The following is a 25,395-nucleotide window of genomic DNA, read 5'->3' on the forward strand; positions in this document are numbered from 1 at the left end:
TATCTCAGGACTGCTCGATCTCGAGGGTCACCCGCACGTGCGCGGGCACCGCGTCGACCACGGCCGAACGCAGCCGGGCGGCGTCGACCGTGGCGGGATCGGCCACCCGGACCTTGACGGTCACCCACGGCGGCTCGTCGCCGGGCACGTCCTCGCCGGGCTGCTCGCTCGATCGGCAGACCCCGCTGTCGGTGATCTCGACCTCGCCCCCGGTGAGCAGCCGCACCTGCCACTCCAGCGCGTTCGTGGTGCCGCGCCGGCCGTGCAGGTAGACCGCGTTGGCGACCAGCTCGCGCTTCTTGGCCATCGGCCAGGCGTCGTCCAGCGGGAAGGCCACCCACTGCGACAGCCAGGCCAGGAAGTCGGGCGGGGCGAGGCGCGGATCGAGGTACGACGGGAACGAGTCCAGGGTCAGGAACAGCGGCGCCAGCACGTCGTCGAGCCCACTGGTGAACCGCTGGGTGAACTCGTCCTCGTGGTACACCGCGGGCAGGCGCTCGCCGATCGGATGCGGTGTCGGGACGCCGGGGGTGCCGAGGCGCATCAGTGGCTCCCCGTCACCCGGACCTGGTGCCCGAACGAGAACGGCAGCGCGTTGCCGGGCAGGTCGAGCCGCTGCACCGGGTTGCCGCGCTGGCCGGTGATCGGGTCGGCGCCGAACAGCCGCACGTCCTCGACCAGGTCGACGCCGGGCAGCCGCTGCAGCACCGCGTAGATGTCACCGGCCTGCACCGGGCGCCCGAACGGCCACCCGTCGCCCTCGGGCCCGCCGAAGATCGGGTCGAGGTACGCGTACAGCGCGTCGCGGGACTGTTCGCGGACGTCCTCCGGGGTGCTGCGCCGGCGCGCCACGACCGACGCCACCACCGTGACGCCCTGGTAGTACGGCGGCTCGACCGAGATCCGGGCGCCCAGGCAGCGCCGCTCGTCGAGGTAGCGGGCGATCCGGGCGAGCATGTCCGGCTTGGGCTTGAGGTCGGCGAAGTCGGTGGTGCCGTCGTCGCTGGGCGCGACCGCGGGCACCACCAGCACGCGGACCGCCGCCGAGTCGGGACCCACCGGCACGCACCGCACCCGGGCCGCCTCGGGCGCGGCCTCCCGGGCCAGCAGCTCGTAGTCCTCGGCGGTCACCGCGCGATACCGCGTACGCAGGCTGAGCGGCCCGCGCACCGCGGCGTCCTTCACCGTCTCGCCGTCCACGCCACCGGAGGCCGGGCGGCGGTTGGTCACCGTGCTGACGAACGGCACCGGGTTCCGCTGCACGGTCAGCGAGTCGCGGGCCACGTTGCCCCGCCGGCCGCCGCCGGTCAGATAGCGCCGCACGCGGATCGGCGCGCCCTTCGGCGGCACGTCGCCGTAGTAGCGAAGATCGCCGGACGCCTCCCGGACGACCGGCCCGAAGACCACCTCGCCGCTGTTCCGGTCGACCATGAAGTGCAGGTCCTCCGGGCCGGACTCGGAGAACGACGACACCTCGCGCCACTCCTGCCAGCCGTCGCCGCCGGCCACCTCGAGGACCATCGGCTCGTCGGAGGCGACCACCGGGCGGCGGGCCAGCGGGAACCGCTGGGCCGGCACGCCCTCGGAGAGGCTGAGCGTCTCGTCCCGCACCACCTCGGCGTGCACCGCGCGGGTGGTACCGCCGACCGTGCTGGCCACGGCCGAGGTCAGCTTGGGCGACAGCCGGTACGGCGGCTGGCCGACGTCCGGCTCCACCACCTTGCACCGCAGCCACCCGGCCCGCTGCCGGCCCAGTACCGACGCGGCGTGCGAGGCCGGCAGGTGCAGGATCACGTCGCCGGTCCGGTTGAAGCCACCGGTCGAGTCCTTGCCCACCTCGCACGGCACCCAGCCGTCGCCGTCCCACGCGGTCCACTCCCACGGTGGGTAGCGCGGGTCGACGCCGACGCCTTCCGCCTCGCACTCGACCCGGAGCAGCACGGCGCCGCCGGGCACCGGGTTGGACAGGCCGAAGTAGACCGCGTCGCCGGCCTGCGGCTCGGTGGTGTAGACCGGGATCGGCACCCCGGACTTCAGGTCCTCGGTGCGTTCGACCGGGTTGCCGTCGGACGTCGCGGTCATCATCCGCTCCAGCCGGGACGGCTCGATCCGCAGCTCCTTGAGCGTGGTGAAGACGATCGGGTCGGCGGTCTCGGTCGGCGCCGTGGCGACCTGCGAGTTGCCCGGCACGGTGACCACCTCGTCCTGCACCGCGGACAGCCAGAAGGTCACGTCGGCCGAAGCCATCGTGGGCGGGAGCAGGGACACCCCGATCAGGTCGAGGAAGCGCAGCAGGTGCAGGTCGGGCATCCGGTTCATGCGGTAGATCAGCTGATCGGTCATGAACGCGAACGTCTCGATGAGCGTGACACCGGGGTCCGACACGTTGTGGTCGGTCCACTCCGGGTTCCGCTCCTGCACCATCCGCTTCGCCTCGTCGACCAGATCCTGGAACCGGCGGTCGTCGAGGTTGGGCACCGGCAGCGGCATCAGTTTCCTCCGGTAATACGGGCCATGGCGGACGGGCCGGCCTCGATCTCGTCCTGGGCGTCGCCGCCGCGCGAGGGGATGACATAGAAGGGGAAGACCAGGTTGCGGGGGTCGTTGGTGCCGCGGATGGCGTAGTCGATGTCGATCAGCAGCGTCTCGGAGCGGCCCGGCGCGAAGCCGACGCGTACGTCGAGCAGCTCGATGCGCGGCTCCCAGCGCTCCAGGGAGACGCGCACCTCGTACGCGATCCGCCCGGCCGTGGACGCGTCGGCCGGCGCGAAGACCAGCTCGTGGATGTTGCACCCGAACTCCGGCCGCATCGGGCGCTCGCCCGGGGCGGTGCCGAGGATCAGCCGGATGCTCTCGACGATCTCGCGGTCGCCACGCACCAGCGCGATCGAGCCGGTGGCGTCGGTGCGCAGCGGGAACGCCCACCCCGCGCCGACGAACCGTTGCGGATCCTGCATCGTGTCAGCCCCCTCAGCCGATCAGCACGGTCGGGCAGCCGGGCGGCAGGATCGGCGCGCCACAGCCGGACTTGTCGCCCACCCGCGCGGCCGGCTTCCCGCCGATCAGCACGGTCAGCGACCCGGGCGGGATGATCGGGGTCGGCGGGTGCGGCGGCTGCGGGAACGAGCAGGTGTGCAGGTCGCCGACCACGGCCGCGGGCATGCCACCGATCAGCACGGTCGGCACCCCGGGACCGGTGATCACCCCGGGGTGCGGGGTCATGTCGGTGACCCGGGCGGCGGGCATGCCCATGACTGCTCCTCTTCTAGTTCAGCTTGATCGGGGTGCCGGAGACGGTCACCGGGCCGGAGGCCTTGACGTCGGTCTTGGACTGGCCGGCCAGCGAGGCGGTCATGCCCTTCATGTCCAGGGCGCCGGAGCCGGCGTCGATCTTCACGCCGTTCGGGCCCTTGATCTCGACGGTCTTGGTCGCGGTCAGCTTGATCTGGTCGCCCTTGGCCTCGACCGTGCCCGACTTGACGTCCAGCCGCACCGAGAGCTTCCCGTCGCCGGTGGCGATCAGCACCCCGCCGTCCTCGATGAACTGGATGCTGTGGCCCTTGCGGGAGACGAAACCGCGGACGGCGACCGCGCCGCTGCCGCCGTCGACCGGCTCGGTCTCCAGCTTGGGCGGCTTGTCGGTGCCGTTGTGCATGCCACCCAGCACGTACGCGTTGTCCGGGTCGCCGTGCGCGAAGCCGACCAGCACCTCGTCCTTGACCTCGGGCAGCACCAGCGCGCCCCGGTTGGCCCCGGCCCCGGGCTGCACCACGCGGGCCCAGCCGGTCACGTACTCCTTGTCCAGCCACGGGAACGTCACCTTGACCCGGCCCAGCTTGCGCGGGTCCTTGATGTCGCTGACCAGCCCCGGCACCAGGCCGCTCATCACCTCGGCCGGGAGGCCGCCGCCGGCGCCGCCGCCGGACAGGTCGTAGAGCGAACGCTCGGCCCGCCCGGCCACCGTGAACATGGTCCGGTAGCCGTCGGTCGGGCTGAACGTGTGCCGGGTCTGGGTGAGCACGTACTTGCCGGTGAACGGCTCGCCGACGTTGGTCAGCGCGACCGCGGCGCCGGCCCGCAGCGACGGGTTGCCCTTCGCCACGCCGTCCAGCTCCACGGCCGATCCGCCGAGCTGGTCGGCCAGCGAGGTGGCCACCGCCTTCACGGTCTCGGTGGTCTGCCAGGCCGGGTCGGCGGCCCGCAGCGGAGGCGCGCCGACCTTGGCCGCGATCTCCGTCGGCTTGGCGCCGGGCACCTCCATGCCGGGGGTACGCGGCGTCGCCGTCGCGGTCACCGCCTGCTTGTGCTCCATGTCCCAGCCGTACGCCTCGACGGTGGGAACCTGGTTCGAGGCGCGGACCGTGGCCCGCAACGACACCAGGTTGCGGTGCGCCTCCAGCACCAGCGGGCTGGTGGTGGCCTTGGCGTCGGTGGTGGGCGCCTTGGCCGGCGGTTCGGGCAGCTGGAAGCAGAGCTTGCCCTCCTCGACGGCCAGGTGCGCGCCGACCAGGTCGGCCAGCTGCGACAGGAACTCCCAGTCGCTCACGTTGTTCTGCGAGAGCTGGCCGTCCTTGCCCGCGCCCACGCCCGGCACGTTGTCGACCTTGCCGATGTCGACCTTCGCGCGCTGCGCGACCTTGCGGACCACATCACCCAGACTCATTCCCGGGTACGCGGCCACGCGGCGACCGCGGAACAGCCGGTGGGCGACGTCCTGGCCGCGGACCTCGGTGATCGTCCCGGTCGGGTCGAGGTCGAGCTCGAGCGCGGTGACCTCGCCCTCGATCAGGTCCTTCGGGCCGCCCGGCTCGGCGGTCTGCACGGACACCTTGACCTTGACGCCGATGGCGAAGCCGGCCTTCTTCAGCACGATCGAGCCCGGGTCGCGGAACCGCAGCACGAAGACGTCCGGCAGGTTGCGGCTGTCGTCCACATAGGCCAGTGACAGCATGGCCGCCAGGTCGGCCGGGAGCGCGTTGCCGTTCACGGTGACGACCGGCGTGTTGGAGAAGCTCTCATTCGCCATGACGCGCCTCCACCTCCTCGGCCGCCGGGATCAGCAGCCGCGAGCCGGGTTCCAGGCGCATCGGGTCGTCGATGTCGTTGAGCTCGGCGATGGCCCGCCACGCGTTCGGGTCGCCGAACGACCGGTAGGCCACCGAGGGCAGGGTGTCGCCGGCGATGACGGTGTGGGTGTCCCGGGCGGCGAGCGCGCCCGAGGTCGGGTTCTGGCCGCCCTGCTCGCCCGAGATCTCCTCCAGCGCCACCGTGACGACGGCCCGGACCGGCAGGCCGCTCGGCGTGAACAGCGTGTACTTGCAGCTCACCGAGGTGACGAAGGACGGGAATCCGGTCAGCCCGCCCCACGAGAAGATCACCCAGGGCGGCGAGCCCTTCTTGTTGTTGCGGCTCGTCGTGGTCGGCACGCAGCAGGAGAAGAGCATCTCCACCTTCTTCACGACACCGTCGTCCATCTTGTCGGTGGCGTCGAGGAAGATCTCCAGCGTCAGCTTGCTCGGGTCCGACCCGGTGAACTCCGGCGGCGCGCTCTTCGCCGCGTTGCGGTTGGAGTCCCGCTTCCACTTGGCGTTCTTGGCGACCGTCAGTTCCTTGGGGTTGTACTGGAACTTGATCACCCCGATGACGCCGCCGCTGGCCGTGGCCGTGCTGCCGTCGGACGGCGGGTCCCGCAGCTCGAGCTGGGCCTTCTGCAGGTTGGACGGGGCCGGCGCCGGGGCCTGGCCACCGGCCCCGGTGGCGGCGCCACCGGCGCTGACCGAGCCGGGCGAGGTGAACGCGACGGGCGACTTCATCGTCCCTGACCTCCGCTCTTGGCCGCCGCCCCGCCGCCCATGAAGCCGTGGTGGGCGAGTTCGAGGGTCTCGGTGGCCAGCTTGGGGCTGTCGACGCTCATCTGCGGACCGGTCCAGCGCACCGGGATCACCCCCATCAGGCCCCACCGGGCGATCACGTCGTTCTTGGCGTTGCGCGCCTCGATGGTGGCGGTCTTCCGCTGGACGCCCGAAGCCATCCGCATGAACCACGCGGCGATCTTCTCGGTGTCCTTGGTGACCGGCCGGGACAGCTTGATGTTGGTGAACTTGATCCGGGTCGGCAGCTGCCAGATCCAGCCGTTGTTGCCGCCCTCCTCGCGCTGCTCGACGACGAACTCGCAGCCCAGGCCGTCGCAGCTGATGAACGCGCCGAGGTCCTCGCCGTCGATGGAGACGGAGAAGAAGACGGCGACCGACTCTTCCAGGTCCGGCATCGAACTCTCCCTTCGTACTTCGGCTCGGCCGGGTCAGTGCCGCAGGTCGGTGAGCGACCCGCGGCGTTCCCGGTCCAGGCGCAGCTCGGCCTTGAGCCGGCGCAACAACGGATCGAACAGCTTCTTGACCAGCTCGTCGGGCTGGGTGGCGGCCCCGACCGCACCGGCCGCGCCCGCCGCGCCGGCCGGGGCGCCCGGGGCCGCGGTGGCCTCGGTGGCGGGCGCCGGGGTGGCGGCGCCGTCGGAGGCCCGGGACACGGTCGGCACCGGGTTCTCGGCCGACGCGCTCACCGTGACCTGCCGCGACACGGTGATCGGCGGGGCGTCGAAATAGTTCGGGTCGGCGTACAGGCTCGCGCTCGACATCGAGGTCATGCTCTCGGCCGGTCGGGCGGTGGCCAGGCGCATCGGCGACGCCGCCGCGGCCGCGGTCGCCGTCGTCGCGGACCGCTGCACGCCGGCCGGCCCGGCCCCGGACGTCGAGTAGGTCGGCAGCGGCACCGCGGCCCGCATCGGCGCGCCGGCCGGGGGCTCGGCCAGCAGCTGGGCCACCGGCACGGCCGGCAGGTCGGCCGGGCTCGGGCCGGGAGCGATCGAGGCGCCGGTCGCCGTCGGCTGCGCGGTGGGCAGGCCGGACAGCGCGGGGCGCAACGGACGGTCCCCCACCAGCCGGGACACCACCGGGAGCACCGGCGCGGCCGAGACCGATGCGGTCGGCGCGGCGGGCATGGGCACCGGCACCGCCGGACCGTTCGACCCCGGGCCGGCCATCGGGCCGCCGTGGCTCACCGCGACCGGGAGATCCGGTTCGGCCGACCGCTGGACCGACGACGCGGCCGGCGCCGTGGCGCCGCCCGCCGACGGGGCGGGCACGCCGGGGACCGAGAACATCGGGACCATCGGGCCCGACGCCAGCAACGGCGAGCCCTCGTCCAGCGGACCACCGAGTCCCAGTCGCTGCACCGAGGGTGGTGTGCTTGCCGACGGCAAGGGCATCGCCGGGCGGTCCGGCCCGGCGGACGGCTCGGAGCCGGTCGGAACGTCGATCGGCAGCGCGGGCGCCTCGGCCGGCACCGGCCGGAAGTCGTCGAAGCCACCGTCCGACCCGTGGGCGCTCTCGGTTCCGTGAACCGCGGCGGGCTCGTCGAGCCGCTGGACGAAGGGCAGGGCCACACCGCCGTCGTCGAACCGCTGCACGGCGGCCGGGTCGATGGGCTCGCCCAGGCCGAGCCGGCGCGGCGACCCGGCCGTGGCACTGCGCTGCACGGGCCTGGTCTCGCTGAACCGCGCGGGCGTCGTACCGCTCGGCGGCGCGGCCGACGTCCCGCCGAACTGCGCGGGCGCCGCCGTCGTCTCGCTGCGCTGCACGGGCGCGGTCTCACGGCCCGGCAGCGGCAGGTGGAAGTGGTCGCCGTGGGCCACCGCGCCCGGGGCGTCGGCGGCGACCCGCTGCACGCCCGGCTCGTCGTCGTGGCGGTGCGACTCGTCGGCCAGGGCCCGCTGAAGGGGCGCGTTGAGCAGCGGGGCGTCCGAATCGGCGGCGCGCTGCACGGGCATCTCGGTGGCGCCCTCGGCCGGCGTCCCGGAGCCGCCCTCGGGGCCGGCCTCGGCCAGCGTCTCGGCCAGGCCTTCCATCGGCGACCCGGTCTGCTCGGCCGAGCGCTGCACCGGCGCCGCGGGCGAGGCCACCGGCATCGGGGTGGTGTCTGCCTGCGACCCGGGAGCGATGGCCCGCTGCACGGCATCGGGCGACCCGGTTCGCTGCACCGGAGGCGGTGTCGACCCGGAGGCGACGGCCCGCTGGACCGGAGAGTCGGACGAGGCCGTCCGCTGGACGGGCGGCAGGGTCAGGTCGGCCGACGGGATTCGCTGCACCGCGTCGCCCTCGTCGGACGTACCCTCCGGCTCCGCGACCGGCGGCGCCTGCGCGCCCAGGGTCGGCGCGGCCGGCTGGGTCAGCTCCGGCACCTCGGCCGGCTGGGTGGGCGCCGCGAGCGGCATGGCCGGGTCGGCGGCGGCCGGGGGCGTGGGTGAAGGGCCAGACGGCGCCGCGGCGGCCTCCGATCCGGCCGCGATCGGCGGCGCCTCGGCGCTCAGCGGCGCTTCCGAGGTGAGTGGCGCGGCGTCCATCCCCGGCTGCGGCGCAGCCTCCACGGGGGACGGCTCATCGGCCGTCTGCGGCTCGGCCAGACGGGAGACCACGGCGGGTTCGGCCGGCTGGAAGACCGGGCCGGCCGGGCGGGAAGCCGGCTCGGCGAGGCGCGCGACCGTGAAGTGGGCGGTGCCACCGAGGCTCCGCCCCGTCTCGGGCGCCGGCTGGGGTGTGGCCACCGGCATCGCCGGGAGCGAACCGGCCGGATAGTCGGGCACGGCCGTGGCCGGCCGGGCGAACTCGCCGATCGTCCCGGACGGCTCCCCCGCGCCCACGCCGTGCCCGAGCGAGCCGACGAACCGCGGGTCCTGCCAGGACGCCAGCGAGCCACTGAACCGCTGCACCGGGTTGGCCAGGATGTCGTTGCCGACCACCCGCTGGATCGGCGCCACGAGCCGCCACTGATCGGCCGGCGGACGCGGCGACACGACCGGCGCCGGCGCGGGTGCGGGCGCCGGTTCGTCACGCTTACGCCGCCACGGCCACATGAGACCTCACCGACCTTGACTGATGCGGGTATTGATATTGGCGATCTCCGCCACGTAGCGACGGCGATCCGGGTGTTCCAGGTCGAGGATCTCGTCCAGCGACCAGTGGAAGTGATAGGCGACGTACGCGACCTCCTCGTGGAGGCGGTCGGCCGCGTACGTCACGATTCCCCCGGGCGCCCACCCGCGAGGTCGATCGCGAACGAGTGCCCGCAGGACGGGCAGCCGACGCTCGCCAGCGTGTGTCCCTCGGTGTTGATCCGGCGGTACATGTCCTGAAGGAACGCGAGGTCGGTGGCGAACAGGTTCTCGATGACCCCGGCGTGCACGTCGGTCACGTCGCCGATGTTCGTGACGACCCGGGCCAGAAGGACCACCGTCAGGTAGGCGGGGTTCTCCCGGACCCGGTCGTCACGCAGCGGGACAAGCTCGTCCCGGCCGGTCGCCAGCCGCATCGTGCCGCTGCGGTGCACCCTGCCCTCGTCGTCCACATAGCCCCGGGGCAGCTCGAAGTCGAACGTCGTCTGCAGGGTCGGTTGCGGTGACGGACTCGCCGGACCGGAGACGGGCGGCGCGTCCGCGACGGCGGCCATGGTGCGTCGCATGGTCTTACTCGACCTCCATCATCTCGTACGTGAGGACGATCTTCTCGGTGAGCACGCTGGTGTCGCCGGCCTTGAGCGAGCCGATCTCGAGGCTCTTGGGCCAGGCGTTGGTCAGCTTGTAGCGCTTGATCGGCATGCCCTCGTAGTCGAAGACGATGATCGCGCCGCCCTTGCGGGCCGCGCCCATCTTGCCGAAGTGGGCGTCCTTGACCCACTTCTCGAAGCTGTTGTCACCGGAGAGGCCACGGGTCAGCGTGACCTCGCCCGCCTTGGGGCGGCCGGGCAGCTTCTTGATGATGTACTTGCCGTCGTTCGTGTTCTGCTTGAGCTCGATGACGTCCTGTTCCATCTTGAGCCCGCTGACCTCCTGGATCTGCGAGATCATGATCCCGTCGACCTCGAGGCCGAACGAGTGGCCGACGGATTTGTCCAAATCAGGCAGTGCCATGACAGGTACCCTTTCGCTGCTGACCGGTGGGGATTACTCGCTGACCAGGCTGGTGCCACCGCTGATCTGGGCCAGGCGGAACACCACGAACTCCGCCGGCTTGACCGGCGCGATACCGATCTCGCAGGTGACCTGCCCGAGATCGATCTGCTCGGCCGGGTTGGTCTCCCGGTCGCAGCGAACGTAGAAGGCCTCGTCCGGGGTGAGCCCGAAGAGCGCGCCCTTGCGCCACTCGGTGACCAGGAACGACGCGACGGTGCGGCGGATCCGCGCCCACAGCGCGTCGTCGTTCGGCTCGAAGACGACCCACTGGGTGCCGACGAGGATCGACTCCTCGAGGTAGTTGAAGAGCCGTCGGACGTTCAGGTAGCGCCAGGCCGGGTCGCTGGAGAGGGTACGGGCGCCCCAGACGCGGATGCCCCGGCCCGGGAAGGCCCGGACGCAGTTCACGCCGATCGGGTTGAGCAGCTCCTGCTCGGCCTTGGTGAGCTGGGTCTGCAGGTCGACGGCGCCGCGGACGACCTCGTTGGCGGGCGCCTTGTGCACGCCGCGGGTGGCGTCGTTGCGGGCCCACACGCCGGACATGTGGCCGCTCGGCGGGACGAAGCCGTTGCTGCCGGTCGCCGGGTCGAAGACCTTGACCCAGGGGTAGTACAGCGCGGCGTACTTCGAGTCGTAGCCGGCCAGGTCCTGGCGCCACTCGCGCACCTGCTGCGGTGACAGCCCGGGCGGCGGGTCGAGGACGGCCATCCGGTTGCCCATCAGCTCGCAGTGGGCGATCAGGCTCAGCTGCACGGCCTTGAGCGTCTCGAGGTCGATCGAGCCGTTCTGGTACGCGCTCATCAGGTCGGGCACCGCGACCATGGTGATCTCGTCGACCGCCTCGAGACCGCCGAAGCCGCTGCGCTCGGCCACATCGCCCACGTAGTCGTCGGCGACGACCGCGTGCGGCACCGGGGCCGGGACGGCGGGCTGCTCGGCGACCAGCGACACCGTGCCCTTGGCCAGCCCGTTGGCGGCGGCGACCTCTTCGACGGTGATCAGCTTGGAGTGCTCACGGAGCTGGGTGACGACGTTCTCGCGGCCGCGCTTGGTGGTGACGTTGAACTTCTCCGACTCCTTGCCGTCCTGCTTGACGATCAGGACGGCGCGGTCGTCGGGAGCACCCTCACCGGCGTCGTGGACCTCGACGGTGATGTTGTTGTTGGCCTGGCCGGCGGGCAGCTCGCGGGCGACGACCCGGTAGCCGCCGAGCTGGGCCTGGGGCTGGGCGATCGGCGCGCTGCCGTTGCTGCCGTCCTGCGTGCCGTTGATGCGCACGATGTAGCAGTTGCCGCCGCCGTTGAGGAAGTAGCCGTACACCGCGTGCGCGAGGTACTGGCCCTCGGCGAACTCGCCGAACGTCTGGCTGTACTGAGTCCAGTTCGACACCAGCGTCGGCGTGTGCACCGGTCCCTGCGGAGCGAAGCCGACGAAAGCCGCCACCGCGGTGCCCACACCTTCGATGGGTCGCGAACCGGCCTCGACCTCCTCCACGTACACACCCGGGGAGAGATAGGTGGGCATCGCGTGCCTCCTTTGATTCACAGTGGATCCAGGGCAGCCCGGTGGGTTTGCCTCTGGTGTTCATGCTCAGCCAGCCCGGGAGGGCGAACAATGACCCGGCGTTCGGTCGGGAGGGAACTCGTCGGTGCCCCATCGGGCAGGAGATCGACAAGTTCCTCGGTGGCCTGCGGAAACACGCCGGCCGCGGCCCCCGCCGAGGGTGGTCGCGGCCGGCGTCGCCTATCCGACTAGGAGGTCGCCTCTTCCTCCTCGCCGGCCTCCTCCTCGCGCTGCACGTAACCCTGCACCTCGGCCGGCGCCTCGTCCTCGTCCTCACCCTCACGCTGAACCGAGGGCTGGTCCTCGACGCGTTGCACGGCCGACTCGTCCTCCACGCGCTGCACGCCCGGCGCGGCCGGGGCGGCGTCGTGGTTGTGACCGGCGTGCGCGTCGGCCGACATCAGCCGATCGGCGTTGGACGAGGCCTCCCGCTCGAAGCGGTCGGACGGGTCGCTGACCTTCACGCCGCCGCCCGCGTCCGAGCCGTCGACCGGGCCGCTGCGCTGCTGCACCACGTGGGTCAGCTCGTGCGCGAGCATGTGCTTGCCCGAGTCCGAGCCCGGGTCGTACTTGCCGTCCTGGAACACGATGTTCGGACCGACCGTGTACGCCTGCGCGTTGACCGCCTTGGCCGAGTCGTGCGCGGCGCCGCCGGTGTGCACCTTGACGTCGCCGAAGCTGGTGCCGAACCGGCCCTCCATGTCCGCCTTGGTGTCGTTGTCCAGCGACGAGCCCCCGCCGCCGTTCACCACGTCGAGCACCGGCGAACGCTCCTGCTCCATCATGGAGTTCACACCCGAGTTGCCGATCGCGCGCTGCAGCCCGAGCATGCCGCCCTGGCCGAGCACATCGGTCCGGCCGGCCACCGCGGCCTTCATCGAAAGGTCGGTGTCCTCGCGCTCGACGCGGTCGGCCTTGGGCCGGAACTCGCTCTCCTGGCCTTGGTCGTGACCGTGCATAGCCGCCCCCTTGAGGATCGTCTGCTCCACCGCCCAGAGTCACACCGGACCGCGACGATCGACAGGTTCGTTGGCGCGATCCGGCGGGCAGGCCCGGCCGCCCGAAAGGGCAACCGGCCTCAGGTGACCAGCGCGAGGTACTTGCCGAACTCCCGGTCGAGGCAGAGCCGGCCCAGCTTGCGGTATTCCCGGGCCACCGCGCCGACCAGGTCGAGCATGCCGACCGGCCGACCGGCCGCCGCCGCCAGGTAGGCCGCCGTGACCGCGGCCGCCCGGATGTGGCCGCCGGCCAGGTCGAACTGCTTGGACATGAAGGTCAGGTCGATGTCGTCGGCCCGGGGCACGTCGGGGCCGATGCAGACGTTCCACAGCGCCGCCCGGTGTTCCTCGTCCGGCACCGGGAAGTCGATCACCGCGTCGAGCCGGCGGGTGAACGCGTCGTCCAGGTTGGCCCGCAGGTTGGTGGCCAGGATCGCCACCCCGTCGAAGGACTCCATCCGCTGGAGCAGGTACGCGCTCTCGATGTTGGCGTAGCGGTCGTGCGCGTCGCGTACCTCGGAACGCTTGCCGAAGATCGCGTCGGCCTCGTCGAACAGCAGCACGCCGTTCACCCCGGCCGCCTCGGTGAAGATCCGCTCCAGGTTCTTCTCGGTCTCGCCGACGTACTTGTCGACGACCGTGGCCAGGTTGACCGTGTACAGGTCGAGGCCCAGCGACCCGGCCACCACCTCAGCCGACATCGTCTTGCCGGTGCCCGAGTCGCCGGCGAACAGCGCCACCACGCCGATCCCCCGGCCGCCGCCCGGGCGCATCCGCCATTCCTGCAGCACCCGCTCGCGATGGCGGGCGCGGCCGGCCAGCTCGCCGAGCTGGGCCAGCACGGCCGGCGGCAGCACCAGGTCGTCCCAGCCGACGCCGGGTTCGATGCGGCGGGCCAGGCGTTCCAGTCCGGCCGCGTTCTGGGTACGCGCGCCCTGCCGCAACCGCCGCACGTCGACCAGTTCGCCCTCGGCGTTGGCGGCCAGCACCGCCGCCTCGGCCGCCCGGCGGATCTGCGGCGGCCCGAGGGTGAAGTGTGCGGTGGCCGCGGCCGGGTCGACGCCCGGCGCGAGCTTGCCGTCGAGCGACTCGCGCCAGACGGCGGCCCGGATCGCGGCCGGCACCGCCTCGGCGTCCAGGTGCAGCGGCGGCCGGTGGCCCCAGCGCGGGTCCCAGCCGGTGGTGCCGTGGACGAGCAGCGGGGCGTCCGTACCCGTGAAGACCTCCAGCAGACCGCCGGGCGGCGACGCGCCACTGCCGATCGGGCCGAGCACCACGCCGGCCCCGGTCAGCAGCGCCTCGCGCAGCAGCGGCCGGACCAGCTCGGGCCGGTGGCCGAGCCGTTCCGCGTCGACCACCAGGGCCGGCCGGCCGAGCGCGTGCAGCCCGGTCACGGCCAGCGCCGGGCCGCTGCCGCCGCTGCGCTCGCGCAGGTAGAGCAGGCGGGCGCCGCTGGTCAGGGCGCGGGCGACGACGTCCGCGCCGGGCAGGTCGTCGACCGGGTCGATCGGCGCGGTCAGCACCGGGCCGAGAGCCGGGTCGACCCGCAGGTCGCCGAGCAGGTGGGCGACCACCGGGTCGGGCACCCGGAGGGTGCGCGAGAGCAACGGCCGGTCCGGGTCCTCGACCACGAGCAGCCCGTTGCGGACCAGGGGCGAGTCGGCGCCGAGCCGCGAGCGCCCGGCGGCCGAGCCCTCGGCCAGGCCGCAGAGCCGCAGCGCCAGGCCGGCGGTGGCCCGGCGCCGGGTGACGTCGTCGTTGAGGTAGCCGTAGAACTGCTCGTACCGGCTGTCCACGTCGGGCGCCACCGCGACCATCAGCAGCTCGACGTCGAGCGCCGAGAGGCCGAAGCCGGCCGGCAGCACCGCCGGCTCGGCCGCGGGCTCGTCGGCCCAGGGCACGGTGGCCGGGTCGCGGTTCTGCTCGAGCAGCGCGTCGATGATCTCGTCGGAGAGGTAGAGCCCCCGGAACGGGTCGTCCGGGGCGGGGTCGCGCTTGCGCCGGGTGTTGACCGCGTCGCGGATCCGCTTCTCGAGGTCGGCCAGCCGCCCCAGCAGACCGGGCAGCGCGTTCACGTGGCGCCCGGGTCCCGGCGCATCCGGACCATGGCCACGCGGGCCTCCTCGGCCGGCTTGCTGCCGGCCGGGAGCTCGGGCGCCGGCCGGTGCCGCACCGGGTCGTCGCCGTCCATCGACAGCAGGACACCCTCGGACGCGATGGTCGCGGCCTCGGCGCGGCGGCCGGAGTCGACCGGCGCGCTGACGACCACGTCGAGCGACGGCTTGAGCTCGCCGCCGAGCGCGGACCACACGTCGGCGAACGCCCGGTCCTCCGGCGGCGGCAGGGCCACCGTGATCGGCACCGGCATGCCCATCTCGAGCAGCGAGCCGGTCAGCATGTCGACCGGCAGCGCGTCGTAGGCCAGCATCGACGTCAGCAGCGCGGACAGCAGCCGGTGCTCGTCCTCGGGCCGCTGGGTCCAGGCGGTGACCAGGTAGGACAGCTTGAAGTAGCGGGGTGGCAGGTGCCGGGCGGTGATCTTGCCCTGGTCGTCGTACTCGTTGATCCGGCCCCGCGACTTGCGCCGCATGTCCTCCCGGATGTCGTAGAGGTACAGGTTGACCGTGGGCGCGTTGCGCCGGGCGGCCCAGTCCTTGGTCGGCGCCTCCAGCACGATGTCCACGTCGCCGCTGCGCAACACCTCGTGCCGCAACAGCTGTCGCAGAGCGTCGTCCACCTCGTGAATCATGCGATCACCTCCGCACTGCCCAGTCCGCCGGGTCCTGCCCGCCGGGAACCACCAGGAACTCCGCCGCGATCTCGGCCTCCGGGTCGGTCAGGTCCATGCCGGTTCCCTCGACGACGAGCTTGCGCGGGCCCAGCTGGTCGCGGTGGAAGATCAGCACCTGGGCCCGGAACCGCCCGTCCCGGCCGACCTTCACCCGCTGTGGCGCCTTGATCCCGGGCTTCCAGGTCAGGGTCACCGTGGTGCCCGGCTTGAAGCCGCGGCCGACCGCGATCGTGACGAAGCCGGGCGTGCCGATGCCGGGTTCGGCGGTCAGGGTCGGCGTGAACGTCTTCGGCTTGACCGGATCCTCCGGCTCGACGACACCCTTGGGCCCGATCTCGATGGTCGTCGTCGCCACCGCGAAGCTGGGCAGGCCGCCCGGGAACTGGCCGGTGACCATGGCCTGCACCACGCCGGCGAGCGGCGTCGCGGTGTCCACGTCGAGGTCGACCGTGGCCGAGGCGCCCGGCGCGAGGTCACCGATCGACCGCACCTCGGGCTGTTTCGTCGGCACCAGCACGGACAGCCAGACCCGGCCGGCCGGCGCCGAGGTCGTATTGGTCGCGACCAGGGTCAGCCGGATCGGGTCGTCGCCCTGCGTCACCTTCGGCGGCGTCGCGGTCAGCGACAGGGTCAGACCCGCGGCCAGCGGCCGGAACGCGACGTCGAAGGCTTCGCCCGGAGTGTCGATGAGCACGCTGGGGTTGCCGCCGGCCGCCGGGAGGGTGCGCAGGGTGCGGCGGGCCTGTTCCCCGGAGGTCACGATCGACGTGTACGCCAGCACGGCCCCGTCCGGCGAGAAGGCCGGGTCTTCCGCCCGGGGCCCGTCCGAGCTGGTGAACTGCCGGGGCAGCAGCCCGGCCGGGTCGGTCACGCAGACCTTGCCGTCGGCGGTGAAGGCCACCGAGTTGCCGTCCGGCGAGAACGCCGGCGCGTCGTCGTTCACCGCGGCCGGGCAGCCGGCCGCGGCGTTGAGGCTGATGTCGATCTCGTCGAGGAAGGTGACCGGGCCGTCCAGGGCGGCCGCCAGCGACGACATGTAGACGCGGTTCTTGTTGTCGGCGTTGGGGTCGATCACCGCGATCAGCGCGGTGTCCTGCCCGACGTTGCCGTCCGCGTCCTCGGCCGTGCAGGTCACCGTGGTCTGCCCGACCGGGAAGGGTTCGGTCTCATCGGGCGGCGGCGTGCAGGTCGGGGTCAGCGAGGTGCCGTCGGCGGCCACCGCGCCCGACGGGTAGTCGACCGGCGCGCCGTACTCGTCCCGGGCCAGGACCGTCACGTCGTCGACGGTGACCAGGGGCAGCTCCGGGTCGTTGACGGTGACCGTGACCGGCGCCTGGTACACCTCCTGGTCGCCGTCCGGGTTCGGGTCGATCGGGTACGAGACGGCACAGTGCAGCACGGTGCCCGGGTCGTGGTCGTCGGTGATCGTGACGGTCTGCTTGTAGTGCACGTCGGCGCCGCTGCGGACCCGGGTCGGCGCGGCCGGGTCGAACGAGACCCGCAGCCCGGTGTCGCACTGGCCGATCGTCGGCGTGACCTGGATGACGAGGTTGCGCAGGCCGGTGAGGATCGCCTTGGACACGTCGTCGTCGTTGACCGTCTTGATCAGCTGGCCGGCGGTCTCCTTGGTGACGTAGGTGCCCTGCTTGGAGCAGAGGCCCTGGCAGCCCGGGAACGGCGCGGCCAGGTCGAGGCCGCCCAGGTCGACGCCGACCACCCGGGTGGCGCTCTGCTTCAGCTTGGTGACCGTGGTCACCAGCTCGGTCTTGTTGCTCGGGTTGTGGGTGGGCGCGTCGCTGATCAGCACGATGATCCGGTTGCTGTCGCTCCGCCAGCCGGTGGTCGAGACGTTGTTCAGCTTGTCCAGCGCGAAGCCCCAGTCCTCGGTGTCGTCGCCGCCGGGGTCCTTCGGGTCGATGGCGAGCTGGTTCACCCCGGCCTGAACGGCGTCCGCGTCCGACGTGAGTCGCTGGTGCATCTTGAAGAGAGTCGCCTGGTTCGCCTGGTCACGGAAGCTGGCCACCGCGAACTGCGCCTTGGGCTGAGCCTCCCGTACCTGGTCGACGACCGTCCTGAGGTTGGCCTTCACGTTCTCGATCGCCGCGCCCATGCTGCCGGTGGTGTCCACGAGCAGCACGATGTCGGGCGTCGGCAGGATCGCCGGGGTCTTCACGAGCTGGTCGATCGTGTACGAGCCACCGGGGTTGAGCCGCCGGTCGGTCGGGCCCGGGATGACCATGTGGGGCGGCTTCCGCACCTGCCGCCGGACGAAGGCGATCCGGGTGCCGTCGGGCGACCAGGCCGGCTTGGTGTCGGCCGCGCGCAGCCGCCACGGCACCGGGATGGTGCCGACCACGACGCCGTCGGCGACCCGGACCACGACCACCGACCTGCTCTCGTCGGGCCGGGTCCGGCCGAACGCGACCAGCGTGCCGTCCGGCGACCAGACCGGGTCGTCGTCGACCTGGTTGTCGGCGAAGCTGGTCAGCGGCTGCGGGTTGCCGCCCTCGGCGTCGGCCAGCACGATCCGCGAGCTGCCCGGCGACTCCTGGTCGGGCTGCGGCCGCTTCTCGGAGTAGGCCAGCCGGAAGCCGTCCTTGGAGTAGGCCGGCGCGGTCTCGTCGGCGCCCGCGCGCTGGGTGTGGTCCTCGCGGTCGAGCCCGGCGGCGTCGGACGACCAGATGTCCGCGCTGCCGTCCTCGGCCACGGCGACGTCCGAGTAGACGACGGTGGCGCCGTTCCAGGTCGGGTGGGTCTCGGCCCGGCCGGGGTTGCGGGCCACCTGGGCCAGGCCGCCGGTGAGCACGTTCAGCACCGCGATGTCGCCGGACGGGTCGGAGGTGCGGGAGGTGAAGGCCAGCCGCTGACCGTCCGGGGACCAGGCGGCTTCCTCGCCGGTGACGATCCGGGTCACCTGGGTGCTGCCGTCGGGGATGGTGGCGACCACCGCGCCCGGCTGCTCGGCGGTCGAGAAGCGCGACGTGGTGAACGCGATGACGCCCAGCGGCGACCAGGCGGGCTGGGAGTCGGCGGCCTTGTCGGCGGCGATCCGGGTGATCACCTTGTCGGCCCGGCGCACGGTGTAGATGTCGCCGGCCGGGTCGTCCCGGACGCTGCCGAAGGCGATCCGGTCACCGTTGGGCGACCAGCTCGGCGTGGTGTCGTCGGCCGGGTGGTCGGTGATCCGGGTCAGACCCTGGCCGTTGACGCCGATCGTCCAGATGTCGGGCTGGCCGCCCCGGTCGGACTCGAACGCGACGGTCAGCCCGTCCGGGGAGAGCTGCGGGTCGCGGTCGTCGAAGTCGTCGGCCAGCAGGGACACCGACTGGACCGCGCCGGGGGCGCGGTAGCGCAGGTCGCCGTCGCGGTGCCCGTCGCGCCGGGTGATGAAGACCAGCCCGCCCAGGCGCGAGCCCGGGTCCTGGGCCGGCGTGGTCGTGTCGGGCCGGGGCAGCGCGTCGCCGCCGGTCGGCCCGCCGGGCACCGCCGCGGCGAGCACCGGCACGTCGGCGCTGGCATAACCCACGCGGTACGGCACCGGGTCGCCGGGCGCGGCCTGTGCGGGCCGGCCCGCCACCCAGACCACCGCGGTGGCCAGGGCCAGCAACGGCACCGTCAGCAGGGCGACGCGACGCCGTGCCCTCGGCGTCCGGGCAGCCGTCGTCGCGCCCCCGATTTGCGCCCGAGCGTCCATAGTGCTCAACCGTGGCCTACTCGTCCCGTTGTCACATCAGCGGACCGGACAGCCCTTAGGGCATCTGCGGATGCCCCACCGGGCAACGTCACGACCTCGTTTCGCTCGGCCGTGACGTTAAGGTCTTGTTCTTGCCTCTTAGATGAGGCCGTGTCGCAGGGCGTAGGCCACCGCGTGGGCCCGGTTGCGCAGATGCAGGCGGCTGGTGATGTCGTGCAGCACGTTCTTGACCGTCCGCTGCGAGTAGGAGAGCTTGCCGGCGATCTCGGCGGTGTCGAAGCCGTCGGCGACCAGGCGCAGCACCAGGATCTCGCGCTCGGCCAGCCCGGTGAAGGTCAGCCCGCGCGGCGCCAGCACCTGTCGCTGCACCCGGCTCACCTGGGTGAGCAGCCGGCCCAGGAGGTCGGGCGGCACCGCGCCGTCGCCGGAGGCGGCGCTCGTCACGACCGCGACCAGCCGGTCTGCGGTAGCCTCGGACCGGCGGACCAGCCCGGCCACGCCGATCTCCACCACGGCGAGCAGGTCGGCGTCGTTGAGCTGGGTGGAGACCACCACCAGGTTCTGCAGTCCCTCGGCGCGAAGGCTGCGCAACATCCGCACGGTCTCGTCGGTGACCGCGTCGGTGACCACAATGGCCACCTCGGCCTCGGCGAGCTCATCGGCGGCGACGACCCTGACCTCGGGCCGGGGCCGCAGCTGACCGGCGATGCCGGCGTGCGAGATCGGGTCGTCGGCGTAGAGGTAGACCGGAATTCTGGTGGTGACCACTTATCTGCTCCCCGCTGGTTTGAAGCCCGGAACGCCTGGGTAGAACAACAGAGCCGATTTTGGGCTTCGTGATTCATCGTCCACTCAACGTGGACTCAACGGCCCTCACGTTCTGCCCGATGGGGTAGCCGAGCGTCCGGTCCCCTCCGCCCGGAAACCCTCTACGGTCTGGCGCATGACCACGTACGCGGTGCTGGAGCAGACTCCGCTCGAAATTCTGCCAGGCAACGAGCTGACCTGCGCGTTGACGGTGCGCAACAACTCCGATGTGGTGGAGGCGTACCGCTTCGAAGTGGTCGGCGAGGTCGCACAGTGGACGGTCCTCGACCCTCCGGAGCTGAGCGTCTACCCGGGCACCGAGCAGAACGTGACTGTCAGATTTCAGCCACCTCGCTCGTTCCGGGTCCGCCCCGGGGAGATCCCGTTCGCGGTGCGGGTGCTGCCGGCCGAGCGTCCCGGCGACTCGGTCGCGCCCGAGGGCTTCATCACCGTCGGCGGGTTCACCGAGACCTCGGCCGAGATCACCCCGCGTACGTCGAGCGCCCGGCGCAACGGCAAGCACGAGGTCGCCGTCGACAACCGGGGCAACGTGCCGATCCTGGCCACGATCACCGGGATCGACCCGGACGACCAGCTGAAGCTGCGGTCCCGGCCCGAGCGGATCACCATCCAGCCCGGCTCGACCGAGTTCGTCAAGGTGGTCGCCCGGCACCGGCGCCGGCTCTGGCAGGGCGAGCCGGTCACCCACCCGTTCCAGGTCGAGGTGGCGGCGAGCGCGCTGACCGAGCCGCCGCTCCCGGCCGACCCGCCGATCATGCTCGATGCCGGCGCGGTGCAGACCGCCCTGATCCCGCGGGGCGCGCGCATGCTGGCGTTCGGGCTGCTCGCCCTGGCCGTGCTGGCCGCCGGCGCCTGGTTCCTGCTGCTGCGCCCGGCCGTGAAGTCGGCGGCCGAGGAGGCCGTGGCCCAGCCGCTGAAGGAGGTCGCGGCCAAGGCCGACAGCGCCGGCAAGAAGGCGGACGACGCCAAGACCAAGGCCGACACCACCGAGCAGGTGGTGGCGAACGGCGGCGCCAACGGCGGCGCCGTGAAGAAGCCGGGCGACGGTGAGGCGGTCACCACCCGGCTCGCGCCGACCACGATCAACCTGCAGACCACCCAGGCCGCGAGCAACACCGCCCGGACCGACTCGCACACCGTCGGCAAGCGCACCACGCTGGTCCTCACCGACCTGGTGCTGCAGAACCCGCAGGGCGACGAGGGCCGGGTCGACGTCCTGGTCAACGGCCGCGCCATCCTGACCTTGTCGCTGGCCAACTTCCGCGACCTCGACTACCACTTCGTCACCCCGTTCGAGGTGCCGGCCGAGAAGAACCTCACGCTGCGGACGGTCTGCCAGAAGCCGGGCACGCCGATCGTCGGCGCGACCGCCGGTCAGTGCCGGACGCTGATGTTCGCGACGGGCACCAACAAGGTCCGCTCCGGTGGTGGCACGGCCGCGGCGGCGACCACGCCGAACTGAGCCGGGGTGGGGCCAGCACCACCACCGGCCGGGATGCTGACCGGATTCTTCGAGACCCCTCGTCTTCGTACGGTTTGAAGACTGAACCGTCGGAGCACGAGGGGATTCTCATGTTCGAGAACAAGCGCTGGATGGTCCGGGGCGTCGCCGCCACCGTGGCGACGGGTCTGGCCGTGGCCGCGCCGGCCGCCGCCTGGGCCGGCACTGACGATCGCGATCGGGCCGAGCTGCGCGACGCGGTGGGCGATCTGCGGGCGCTGGGCGTGACGGGCGTTCAGGCTCAGGTCCGCGACGGGCGCCGGGATGTGGTCGTCAGCGGGGGCGTGGCTGACGTGCGTACCCGGAAGGCCATGATGGACGACGGGCGCTTCCGGATCGGCAGCGACACCAAGACCTTCGTCGCCGTGGTCGTGCTCCAGCTGGTCGGCGAGGGCAAGCTCGCGCTCGACGACCAGGTCGACCGGCTGCTGCCCGGCGTGCTGCGCGGGAGCGGCAACGAGGGCCGCGGCGTGACCGTGCGCCAGCTCCTCCAGCACACCAGCGGCATCTACAACTACACCGACGACCTGCCCCAGCTCGCGTCGGCCGAGGGGTTCCGGGCCGGCCGCTTCCAGCACTACGAGCCGCGCGAGCTGGTCTCGATCGCCACCCGGCACGAGCCGTTGTTCGAGCCGGGCGCCCACTGGTCGTACTCGAACACCAACTACGTCCTGGCCCGGATGATCATCGAGCGGGTCACCGGGAGGTCCTGGGACGACCAGGTCGCCGCCCGCGTCCTGCGCCCGCTCGGGCTGCGTGACACGTCCTACCCCGGCGACGACCCGGGCATCCCGCGACCGTCGGCCCACACCTACCACCAGTTCGCGCCGCGAGGACCGCTGGTCGACACGACCCGGCTCAACACCACCGCCGCCGGTCCGGCCGGCGGGATGGTCAGCACCACGGCCGACATCGCCCGGTTCTGGCAGGCGCTCCAGCGCGGCGACCTGCTGCGGCCGCGGGAGATGACGGCCATGCATCACACCGTGCTGGCCGAGACGTTCCAGAACGAGATGCCCGGCTTGCGGTACGGCCTGGGCATCTTCCACGTCCCCACCGACTGCGGCGGCTACTGGGGGCACCCCGGCGACGTGCCGGGCACCAGCATGGTCAACGGCGTCACCCCCGACGGCCACAAGGTCGTCGTCCTCTACCGCACCACCGGCCTGGCCGACTCCGGCGCCGTGGACGCCCGCTCGTTCGGCCTGATCGACGAGGTCCTCTGCCACTGATCGATCATTTCCATAGATGCATGTATATTTGCACCTTCAAGTTTCGCGGAGGGTGGAGGGTCCATGCGCAGACGAACTCGGGTGTACGGAGCGGGGCTGCTGGCCGCGACGATGGTTCTCGGCGGTGCGCCGGCCGTCGTCGCGGCGCCGGCCGGGGTGACCGGCGACGCCTACGCGTATGTCGACAACCGGCCGCCGGCCGCCGGGAAACGCGCGCCGGTGGCCCTGTTCCGCCCGGACGGTCCGCTGGCGACCGGGCTGTCCAAGGACCCCGACCAGGCGGCCCGGCAGTACCTGACCGGGAACGCGGCGCTGTTCGGCGGCGTCGGCGAGCTCGACACGATCGCCCGGTCCCCGATCGGCGGCGGCACGGTGGTCCTGCTCCGGCAGCGCTTCGGGTCGTTGCCGGCGGCGCACGAGGGGCTCGCCGCGGTCGCGGTGCGCGACGGTGACGTGCTCCGGGTGACGTCCTCGCTGAGCCCGCGGGCCGAGGCGCCGGCGCCCGCCCGGCTGACCGCCGACCAGGCCCTGACGGCCGCGCTGGCCGACGCCGGCATCCCGCGCGATCGGCTCGCGAGCCACCGGGTCCGGCTGGTGGCCATGCCGATGCCGGGCGCGGCGGCCCGGGCCGCCTACCAGACGGTGATCATCTCCGCCGATGACGAGCGGCCGCTGGCGTACACCACGTATGTGGACGCGATCGACGGCCGCGTGCTGGTGCGCGAGAACCTGGTCGACTTCGCCGACGACGATCCGCACTGGAAGGTGTTCCCGGCCGGCTCACCGGCCCGGTCCGAACTCTGGTGCACGGTCGCCGCGGCGGGCTGCGACCGGGTCGTCCAGGACCCGGCGACCGGCTCGCACTGGGACGCCGACCCGGCGACCGGGCAGCCCACCCTGACCTCCCGGGGCAACAGCGCGGAGACCGTACGGGCCTGGGGCAACGGCACCCCCGAGACGTACGCGCCGGAACGCGCCGACCGCGAGTACGACTACCCGTTCACCAACCAGTGGGCGGAGTCCCGGTGTGACCCGGCCGCCCTGACCTCCCCCGAGCGGATCGACGCCGACGCGGCCACCGCCAACCTGTTCGCGATGCACAACCGCCTGCACGACTGGGCCTACCACCTGGGCTTCACCGAGGCCACCTGGAACCTGCAGCGGGTCAACACCCGGCCCGGCGGCCTGGGCGGCGACCCCGAACGCGGCAACGCCCAGCAGGGCGCGGCCACGGCGACCACCCGCAACAACGCCAACCAGACCTCCCCGCCGGACGGCGTGCAGCCGGTCACCAACCTCTTCCTCTTCCAGCCGACCGCGGGCGCCATCTACGCGCCGTGCGTGGACTCGGCCTTCGACATGACGTTCATCGCCCACGAGTACGCGCACACGATCTCGAACCGCATGATCGCCGGCCCGGACACCCGCCTCAACTCCAGCCAGGGCAACGCGATGGGCGAGAGCTGGTCCGACCTGATCGCGATGGAGTTCCTGTACGAGCACGGCCTCACCCCGCCCGGCAACTCCCCGTTCGTGATCGGCGGCTACCTGAGCGACGAGCCGGTCAGCGGGGTCCGCAACTACGACATGAGCGACAGCCCGCTGAACTTCTCCCAGATCGGCTACGACCCCAGCACCAACCCGCACCCGGTCGGCGAGATCTGGAGCGCCACCAACGCCGCCATCCGCCAGGCCATGATCGACCGGTACGGCGCCGGCGACCGCGCGTCGCAGGAGAGCTGCGCGGCCGGGACCACCCCGGTCGAGGAGTGCCCCGGCAACCGCCGCTGGATCCAGCTGGTGCTCGACTCGTTCCTGCTCCAGGCCAACGGCGACCCAAGCATGGTGGACATGCGGGACAACCTGATCGCCGCCGACCGGCTCCGCTTCGGCGGCGCCGACGAGGATCTGCTCTGGACGGTGTTCGCCTCGCGCGGCCTCGGCGCCGACGCGGTCAGCGGCCCGAACGACGTCGACCCGGCCCCGAGCTTCCGGTCCCCGCTGGGCGGCAACGCGCGGGTGACGTTCCGCCCCGCGACCGACCGCCCGGCCAAGCTCTACGTCGGCGACTACGAGTACGGCGCGGTGCCGGTCGCCGACACCGACCCGGCCACCGCCCTGCCCGACACGGTCAGCATGGTTCCCGGCGAGTACCGCTTCCTGGCCGCGGGCCCGGGCCTGGGGCACGCCCGCTTCACGAGCACGGTCGGCGGCGACGTCACCCTCGACCCGGCGCTGGGCCCGAACCTGGCCTCGACCGCCGCCGGCGCCACGGTCACGTCGCCCCACGGCAGCCAGCCCCAGCTGCTCACCGACGACAACGAGCGAACCGTCTGGACCGCGACCGGGGGCGCCGCCGGCCGGATCGCGACCGTCGACCTGCCCGGGACGGAGTCCCACCTGATCGCACGCCTCCAGCTCAGCGCGGTCGGCGCGACGTTCACCGCGGTGCGATCGTTCGAGATCCTGGCCTGCGACGCGACAACGGGCGCCGACTGCGCGACCGACAACGGCTTCCAGCCGATCTACCGGAGCCCCGACGACGCCTTCCCCGCCGCGCGGTTCCGCCCGAAGGCGCCCCAGCTCACCCTGAAGTCCTTCGCCATTCCCCCGACCCCGGCCACCCACCTGCGCTTGCGCACCCTGACCAGCCAATGCACCGGCACGCCGTTCTACGCCGGCGAACAGGACAACGACCCGCGCGCCGCCACCGACTGCTCCACCACCAGCGCCCAGCGCGGCACCATCACCCTGGCCGAGTTCGAGGCGTTCACCGCGCCCTGAC

20 protein-coding genes are annotated in these 25,395 nt (G+C 72.5%); 3 read left to right on the forward strand and 17 right to left on the reverse strand.

Annotation, left to right across the window (positions count from 1 at the left end):
* Window positions 1-4 precede the first annotated feature (4 nt).
* The 17 genes from AB0M54_RS33460 to AB0M54_RS33540 all read right to left on the reverse strand — a co-directional run bounded on the left by AB0M54_RS33460 (window position 5) and on the right by AB0M54_RS33540 (window position 19,817).
* Window positions 5-544: a phage tail protein gene (locus AB0M54_RS33460; RefSeq protein WP_364328805.1), complete on the reverse strand. Its 540-nt coding sequence runs from the start codon at window positions 542-544 to the stop codon at window positions 5-7.
* A complete protein-coding gene (locus AB0M54_RS33465; RefSeq protein WP_364328808.1) occupies window positions 544-2,490 on the reverse strand; it encodes a putative baseplate assembly protein in 1,947 nt (648 codons plus the stop codon). The genes AB0M54_RS33460 and AB0M54_RS33465 overlap by 1 nt, the downstream gene beginning before the upstream one ends.
* Window positions 2,490-2,957: a GPW/gp25 family protein gene (locus AB0M54_RS33470; RefSeq protein WP_364328811.1), complete on the reverse strand. Its 468-nt coding sequence runs from the start codon at window positions 2,955-2,957 to the stop codon at window positions 2,490-2,492. The genes AB0M54_RS33465 and AB0M54_RS33470 overlap by 1 nt, the downstream gene beginning before the upstream one ends.
* Before the next feature lie 13 nt (window positions 2,958-2,970).
* Entirely contained in the window at window positions 2,971-3,252 is a 282-nt protein-coding gene (locus AB0M54_RS33475) for a PAAR domain-containing protein (protein ID WP_364328814.1), read from the reverse strand.
* 13 nt (window positions 3,253-3,265) lie between these two features.
* Window positions 3,266-5,026: a VgrG-related protein gene (locus AB0M54_RS33480; RefSeq protein ID WP_364475722.1), complete on the reverse strand. Its 1,761-nt coding sequence runs from the start codon at window positions 5,024-5,026 to the stop codon at window positions 3,266-3,268.
* Window positions 5,016-5,813: a LysM peptidoglycan-binding domain-containing protein gene (locus tag AB0M54_RS33485; RefSeq protein ID WP_364328820.1), complete on the reverse strand. Its 798-nt coding sequence runs from the start codon at window positions 5,811-5,813 to the stop codon at window positions 5,016-5,018. Before AB0M54_RS33485 ends, AB0M54_RS33480 begins: the two co-directional genes overlap by 11 nt.
* Window positions 5,810-6,268: a phage tail protein gene (locus AB0M54_RS33490; RefSeq protein WP_364328823.1), complete on the reverse strand. Its 459-nt coding sequence runs from the start codon at window positions 6,266-6,268 to the stop codon at window positions 5,810-5,812. The genes AB0M54_RS33485 and AB0M54_RS33490 overlap by 4 nt, the downstream gene beginning before the upstream one ends.
* A gap of 33 nt (window positions 6,269-6,301) precedes the next feature.
* Window positions 6,302-8,908 carry a hypothetical protein gene (locus tag AB0M54_RS33495; RefSeq protein WP_364475724.1) on the reverse strand — a complete coding sequence of 869 codons (2,607 nt, stop codon included), beginning with the start codon at window positions 8,906-8,908 and terminating at the stop codon, window positions 6,302-6,304.
* Window positions 8,909-8,914: 6 nt separating this feature from the next.
* Window positions 8,915-9,073, reverse strand: a complete 159-nt coding sequence (locus tag AB0M54_RS33500; protein WP_364328829.1) for a DUF6760 family protein — start codon at window positions 9,071-9,073, stop codon at window positions 8,915-8,917.
* Complete coding sequence (locus AB0M54_RS33505) at window positions 9,070-9,513, reverse strand: hypothetical protein (protein WP_364328832.1); 444 nt, start codon at window positions 9,511-9,513, stop codon at window positions 9,070-9,072. Before AB0M54_RS33505 ends, AB0M54_RS33500 begins: the two co-directional genes overlap by 4 nt.
* A gap of 4 nt (window positions 9,514-9,517) precedes the next feature.
* Window positions 9,518-9,961, reverse strand: coding sequence for a phage tail protein (locus tag AB0M54_RS33510; RefSeq protein ID WP_364328835.1), 444 nt, complete (start codon window positions 9,959-9,961; stop codon window positions 9,518-9,520).
* Between the two features lie 33 nt (window positions 9,962-9,994).
* Window positions 9,995-11,527 (reverse strand): phage tail sheath family protein, encoded by a 1,533-nt coding sequence (locus AB0M54_RS33515; protein WP_364328838.1) that lies wholly within the window; start codon window positions 11,525-11,527, stop codon window positions 9,995-9,997.
* Window positions 11,528-11,754: 227 nt separating this feature from the next.
* Entirely contained in the window at window positions 11,755-12,525 is a 771-nt protein-coding gene (locus AB0M54_RS33520) for a DUF4157 domain-containing protein (protein ID WP_364475726.1), read from the reverse strand.
* 119 nt (window positions 12,526-12,644) lie between these two features.
* On the reverse strand, window positions 12,645-14,639 hold the full coding sequence (locus tag AB0M54_RS33525) for an ATP-binding protein (protein ID WP_364328844.1): 1,995 nt from the start codon (window positions 14,637-14,639) through the stop codon (window positions 12,645-12,647).
* Complete coding sequence (locus tag AB0M54_RS33530) at window positions 14,636-15,313, reverse strand: DUF4255 domain-containing protein (protein WP_364328847.1); 678 nt, start codon at window positions 15,311-15,313, stop codon at window positions 14,636-14,638. The genes AB0M54_RS33525 and AB0M54_RS33530 overlap by 4 nt, the downstream gene beginning before the upstream one ends.
* Before the next feature lie 4 nt (window positions 15,314-15,317).
* Window positions 15,318-19,049, reverse strand: coding sequence for a VWA domain-containing protein (locus tag AB0M54_RS33535; protein WP_364475728.1), 3,732 nt, complete (start codon window positions 19,047-19,049; stop codon window positions 15,318-15,320).
* Between the two features lie 138 nt (window positions 19,050-19,187).
* The gene (locus AB0M54_RS33540; protein WP_364328853.1) at window positions 19,188-19,817 is read right to left on the reverse strand and encodes a response regulator transcription factor; all 630 of its coding nucleotides are present in this window, start codon (window positions 19,815-19,817) and stop codon (window positions 19,188-19,190) included.
* A 175-nt stretch (window positions 19,818-19,992) separates the two neighbouring features.
* Between AB0M54_RS33540 and AB0M54_RS33545 the strand changes: the two genes are divergently transcribed.
* The 3 genes from AB0M54_RS33545 to AB0M54_RS33555 all read left to right on the forward strand — a co-directional run bounded on the left by AB0M54_RS33545 (window position 19,993) and on the right by AB0M54_RS33555 (window position 25,394).
* Window positions 19,993-21,339 carry a hypothetical protein gene (locus tag AB0M54_RS33545; RefSeq protein WP_364475730.1) on the forward strand — a complete coding sequence of 449 codons (1,347 nt, stop codon included), beginning with the start codon at window positions 19,993-19,995 and terminating at the stop codon, window positions 21,337-21,339.
* Between the two features lie 110 nt (window positions 21,340-21,449).
* Entirely contained in the window at window positions 21,450-22,610 is a 1,161-nt protein-coding gene (locus AB0M54_RS33550) for a serine hydrolase domain-containing protein (RefSeq protein WP_364475732.1), read from the forward strand.
* A 63-nt stretch (window positions 22,611-22,673) separates the two neighbouring features.
* Complete coding sequence (locus tag AB0M54_RS33555) at window positions 22,674-25,394, forward strand: M36 family metallopeptidase (RefSeq protein ID WP_364475734.1); 2,721 nt, start codon at window positions 22,674-22,676, stop codon at window positions 25,392-25,394.
* Window position 25,395: the final 1 nt, after the last annotated feature.

The sequence above is a fragment of the Actinoplanes sp. NPDC051470 genome (assembly GCF_040682035.1).
Lineage (GTDB): Bacteria > Actinomycetota > Actinomycetes > Mycobacteriales > Micromonosporaceae > Actinoplanes.

Bases quoted from the DNA above. Each gene is read 5' to 3' on its own strand.
- AB0M54_RS33520 (WP_364475726.1), bottom strand. From the start codon at position 12,525: ATGCACGGTCACGACCAAGGCCAGGAGAGCGAGTTCCGGCCCAAGGCC.
- AB0M54_RS33475 (WP_364328814.1), bottom strand. From the start codon at position 3,252: ATGGGCATGCCCGCCGCCCGGGTCACCGACATGACCCCGCACCCCGGG.
- AB0M54_RS33545 (WP_364475730.1), top strand. From the start codon at position 19,993: ATGACCACGTACGCGGTGCTGGAGCAGACTCCGCTCGAAATTCTGCCA.
- AB0M54_RS33530 (WP_364328847.1), bottom strand. From the start codon at position 15,313: ATGATTCACGAGGTGGACGACGCTCTGCGACAGCTGTTGCGGCACGAG.
- AB0M54_RS33465 (WP_364328808.1), bottom strand. From the start codon at position 2,490: ATGCCGCTGCCGGTGCCCAACCTCGACGACCGCCGGTTCCAGGATCTG.
- AB0M54_RS33490 (WP_364328823.1), bottom strand. From the start codon at position 6,268: ATGCCGGACCTGGAAGAGTCGGTCGCCGTCTTCTTCTCCGTCTCCATC.
- AB0M54_RS33485 (WP_364328820.1), bottom strand. From the start codon at position 5,813: ATGAAGTCGCCCGTCGCGTTCACCTCGCCCGGCTCGGTCAGCGCCGGT.
- AB0M54_RS33470 (WP_364328811.1), bottom strand. From the start codon at position 2,957: ATGCAGGATCCGCAACGGTTCGTCGGCGCGGGGTGGGCGTTCCCGCTG.
- AB0M54_RS33495 (WP_364475724.1), bottom strand. From the start codon at position 8,908: ATGTGGCCGTGGCGGCGTAAGCGTGACGAACCGGCGCCCGCACCCGCG.
- AB0M54_RS33535 (WP_364475728.1), bottom strand. From the start codon at position 19,049: ATGGACGCTCGGGCGCAAATCGGGGGCGCGACGACGGCTGCCCGGACG.
- AB0M54_RS33555 (WP_364475734.1), top strand. From the start codon at position 22,674: ATGCGCAGACGAACTCGGGTGTACGGAGCGGGGCTGCTGGCCGCGACG.
- AB0M54_RS33460 (WP_364328805.1), bottom strand. From the start codon at position 544: ATGCGCCTCGGCACCCCCGGCGTCCCGACACCGCATCCGATCGGCGAG.
- AB0M54_RS33510 (WP_364328835.1), bottom strand. From the start codon at position 9,961: ATGGCACTGCCTGATTTGGACAAATCCGTCGGCCACTCGTTCGGCCTC.
- AB0M54_RS33515 (WP_364328838.1), bottom strand. From the start codon at position 11,527: ATGCCCACCTATCTCTCCCCGGGTGTGTACGTGGAGGAGGTCGAGGCC.
- AB0M54_RS33550 (WP_364475732.1), top strand. From the start codon at position 21,450: ATGTTCGAGAACAAGCGCTGGATGGTCCGGGGCGTCGCCGCCACCGTG.
- AB0M54_RS33480 (WP_364475722.1), bottom strand. From the start codon at position 5,026: ATGGCGAATGAGAGCTTCTCCAACACGCCGGTCGTCACCGTGAACGGC.
- AB0M54_RS33505 (WP_364328832.1), bottom strand. From the start codon at position 9,513: ATGCGACGCACCATGGCCGCCGTCGCGGACGCGCCGCCCGTCTCCGGT.